This window comes from Bacteroidales bacterium (assembly GCA_018334875.1).
GTDB lineage: Bacteria > Bacteroidota > Bacteroidia > Bacteroidales > UBA12077 > JAGXLC01.
This window is the reverse complement of record JAGXLC010000319.1, coordinates 1-4624: the sequence shown is the minus strand read 5'-3', so window position 1 is coordinate 4624 and position 4624 is coordinate 1. Positions and strand designations below refer to the sequence as shown.

Sequence of the window (4624 nt, the reverse complement as noted above, 5' to 3'; positions counted from 1 at the left end):
CAGAATCCATTTTTGGTTATAATGAAAAATGCTCGTTTGGTCTTTTGGAATTCAATACGGAAAAACGAGACCCCGAAGTGACCTACAAGGTCGTTAACATCGACAATGAGGTGATGAACGAGATCACGTTAAGACGCTCACAACTGGAATTTGATCGGTAGTTTATGTTATTTATGGATGTCCAAAATCAAGAAGTTAAGAGGTTGTTGTAACTCAAATCCTCTATTTAAAGAAAGTCCAATCAATCAAAAATAAAAAACATTATGAAACCTTCGAAAGTCTCTTTAATCATAGTACTGTTTCTTAGTATCATTTCGTATGGATTGAGTCAAAAACATGGATTTGATCCCGAACGATATTGCTTCCAACATCGTGAAGCCATCCAGCTAATTGCCGATGGCGAAATGGATCAGGCGATTGAACTGGCAGAATCATTTATTGATGAGAATTCCGAAGATATTGAAGCCATCTATGTACAGGCTGTTGCCCATGCCCAAAAAGGTGAGATAAAAAAAGCAATGGATTATGTTGACAAGTCGTTGGAACTGGGCATTTCATTTTCACGATATTTAGCCGGTCCAAGGGATCTTCTCAAGCCTCTCGTTAACAGTGAACCCTTCCGGCAGCGTATGAAGGACAACGGTCCCTACCTCCTCCATGGTCCCATGCTGAGTAACGTAACAGACTCCCGGGCCGAGTTTTGGGTTCGGACTTTCAGGGAAAATTCCGTCTCTGTTGTGGTAAAAGAATTGGGCAAAGATAAGACCATACAATCCGAAACGGTGGAAACGGATGCTTCCCGGGATTACACGGCAACCATTCCGGTTACAGGCCTGGAAGCAAACACGGAATATCAGTATATCGTTGTTGTCGGGGACAAAGAAATCGGAAACAAAGCCACCGATAAACGCTGGGTTTTCCGTACCTACCCGCAAACAGGAGAACCCACCACACTCGCGGTCGGATTCGGAGGAGGTGCCGGATATACCCCGTTTTACAACCACATGTGGAATACGCTTTCTGCACGTTGGCTGCCGGCATTTCTTTTCCTGGGGGATAACGTCTATATCGATCATCCCAAGTATCCCCAGGTGCAGGATTATTGCTATTACAGGCGCCACTCCTCAGCGGAATATAAAAACTTTATTGCCCGAACTTCCATTTATGCCATATGGGATGATCACGATTTCGGCCAGAATGATTCCTGGGGCACCCCGTCTAAAGACGAGCCCGAATGGAAGATTCCGGTATGGGAGAAATATAAGGACAACTGGAACAACCCCTATTATGGAGGAGAAGAAGAGGATCCCGGTGTCTGGACGGATTTTTCCATAGGAGATGTTGACTTTTTTATGCTGGATGGCAGGTACTACCGGTCTTCTCCTACCCTTGAGAAACCGGATATGTTGGGTGAAGCTCAGAAAGAGTGGCTGTTTGAGAAGCTCAAACAATCCGATGCAACCTTTAAAGTTATAGCCTCACCCGTACCCTGGTCTTTTGGTGTAAAAGGCGGAACTCAAACTGTTTACGGACCCTCGGGTACCGTGAAACCCAGTGATTCGGAATTAAGTCAGTTTCCTCCGTCAAAGGGAACGGAGGTCCCCCGCACGTCGGATACCTGGGAAGGTTATGCAGAGGAACGGGAAAAAATATTTTCCTTCATCGAAGAAAATAACATTGAAGGAGTAGTACTGATTTCCGCAGACCGTCACCGTTCCGATGCATGGAAGATTACCAGGGAAGACGGATACGATTTTTATGAGTTTGAAAGCTCGAAGCTGACCAATGTGCATACGCATCCGGTGTTCCCGGAATCCATTTTTGGTTATAATGAAAAATGCTCATTTGGTCTTTTGAAATTCAACACGGAAAAACGAGACCCCGAAGTGACCTATAAGGTCGTTAACATCGACAATGAGGTGATGAACGAGATCACGTTAAGACGCTCACAACTGGAATTTGATCGGTAGTTATGAAAAAAGTAACATTTTTAACAGCATCAGCATTTATTTTAAATAGCTTAGCAACAGATTCTATTGCTCAAACACCTGCACGTCATCAAGGTAATAAACCCAATGTTATTGTTATTATGTCAGATGACCAAGGCTGGGGAGATTTTAGCATAACAGGCAACACCAATATAGAAACCCCTCATATTGACTCGCTGGCTCACAGCGGAGCCCAATTTGAGAATTTTTACGTTGCTCCGGTAAGTTCGCCTACGCGGGCTGAATTGCTGACCGGCCGCTATCATCCTCATAGTAATGTATACGGTACTTCTGAAGGTGGAGAGCGGATGGACCTGGATGAAACAACAATTGCCGAGATATTCCAGTCTGCAGGATATGAAACAGGGGTTTTCGGAAAATGGCACAATGGCATGCAATACCCATATCATCCCAATGCAAGAGGATTTGATGAATTTTACGGATTTGCTTCAGGCCATTGGGGTCATTATTTCAGTCCTATGCTCGAACATAATGGCAGGCTTGTTCAGGGCGATGGTTATATCACCAATGATCTGACTGAAAAAGCTATGCAATTTATGGAGAAAAACCGGAATAAACCCTTTTTCCTTTATGTCCCTTACAATACACCTCATAACCCCTTACAGGTTCCTGACCGGTGGTGGGATAAATTTGAAGATAAATCATTAAATATGCGGCACAGGGATCCGGAAAAGGAAAATCTCCGCTTCACGAAAGCAGTACTGGCAATTTGCGAGAACATTGACTGGAATGTTGGCCGCCTTATGGGAAAAGTTGATAAACTAGGATTAAAATCCAATACCATTGTGGTCTATTTAGGTGATAACGGGCCTCAAAGCTGGAGATGGAACGGGGGTATGAAAGGCAGGAAAGGTTCAACCGACGAAGGGGGAATACGCTCTCCACTGTTTATCAGTTGGCATAATGTTATACCACAGAAAACAAAAGTTGACAAGATAGCAGGAGTCATTGACCTTTTACCCACATTGACAGATTTAGCAGGGATCCGGGCAGAAACCAACAAACCAGTTGAAGGAGTGAGCCTGGAGCCTCTTCTTTTCCATAATGAAAACAGTCAGGAAGAAATAAAGGCACTTAGAGGGGAAACGGGTCTTAGACTGGACAATATTCTTTCCGATAATGAAGATTTGTGGAAAGACCGGCTTCTATTCTCCTATTGGAGGGGAAGCGCCAGCGTAAGAAGTCAAAAATACAGGCTCGATGATGAAGGAAAGCTATATAACATCACCAAAGATAGAGGTCAATACTATGATATCTCTGAGGAAAATCCTGCTATTGCAAATCGGTTGGAGGACACCCTAAGAAAGTGGGAAGAGGCAATGACCGAGGAAATTAATAAGAACAGCCGCTTGTTCCCAATCGGTCATCCTGATTTCAAATACACCCAATTACCTGCCCGAGATGGAGAGGCCCACGGGAACATTGTTCGTTCCAGACGATCACCGAATTGTTCTTTCTATACGAATTGGAAGGAAACTGCAGACAAGATCACGTGGGACGTTGAAGTATTGAGTGAGGGTGATTACCAAGTGGATATTTACTATACCTGTCCCGAAAAAGATCTGGGTTCTACAATAGAGTTGAGCTTTGCCTCTAGTGAATTAACAGGAAAAATAAATCAGGCTCATGATCCTCCGCTTCATGGTAAAGAAAGGATAGATCGTTGGGAATATTATGTGAAGACTTTTATGCCCATGGATATGGGTACTATCCACTTAGAAGAAGGAAAAGGAACGTTAACACTTAAAGCCCGGAATATTCCCGGAGATCAAGCAATGGATTTCAGATTACTGATGTTTAAGAGCGTTGATAATTGAAATCTAAGGGTTTAATTTTCAGGATGAGTGAATGATTTACTAATAAATATTCAATTATGATCCATTTAGCTAAGCCAACAAAGCCTTAAATATTCTTTGTAAATCAATTATAACCTAAAAAACAGTTAATAATGAAAAACATACTCAAGATTGCAAGTATAGCAGCGGTCTCTTTTTTTGTCGCAGTTTCGTGTACGCAAACAGAACCGGAATGGGACCGGCTTTACAATGAAGAGAATCTCGACCAGTGGGTTCAGCTAAACGGAGAGGCCAACTACTATGAAGAAGACGGCACGATCATCGGAGAAACCGTTTTGAATATCCCCAACAGCTTTTTATGCACCAAAGAGCAGTATGGCGATTTCATCCTCAAAGTTGATTTTAAAGTGGATGACGGCCTGAATTCAGGAATACAGATCCGCAGCAACAGCATCCCGGAATACAAGGATAACCGGGTCCATGGGTACCAGGTTGAAATAGACCCTTCGGATCGTGCGTGGAGCGCAGGGGTCTATGATGAAGCTCGTCGCGGTTGGTTATACAACCTGGAAGATAACCCCGAGGCAAGAGAAGCTTTTAAAAACGAAGAATGGAATACCTACCGGATAGAAGCCTTGGGCGATACGATCCAGACCTGGATCAACGGTGTGCCGGCTGCTAACCTGGTGGACAACATGACAAGTGAAGGATTCATCGGCCTCCAGGTGCACAGTGTTGGAGACGATGAGGAGAAAGAAGGCCTGAGAGTTAGATGGCGTGATATGAAAATCCTCACCGGCGAAAAAGCCCGGGCAAACA

At 43.8% G+C, this 4624-nt stretch carries 3 protein-coding genes; all 3 read left to right on the top strand.

The window, feature by feature from the left end; translation table 11 throughout:
- Nucleotides 1-263: 263 nt before the first annotated feature.
- Nucleotides 264-1970 carry an alkaline phosphatase D family protein gene (locus tag KGY70_17310; protein ID MBS3776960.1) on the top strand — a complete coding sequence of 569 codons (1707 nt, stop codon included), beginning with the start codon at nucleotides 264-266 and terminating at the stop codon, nucleotides 1968-1970.
- Between the two features lie 119 nt (nucleotides 1971-2089).
- Entirely contained in the window at nucleotides 2090-3826 is a 1737-nt protein-coding gene (locus KGY70_17305) for an arylsulfatase (protein ID MBS3776959.1), read from the top strand.
- 131 nt (nucleotides 3827-3957) lie between these two features.
- The coding region (locus tag KGY70_17300) for a DUF1080 domain-containing protein (protein MBS3776958.1) at nucleotides 3958-4624 on the top strand (667 nt) is incomplete at its 3' end.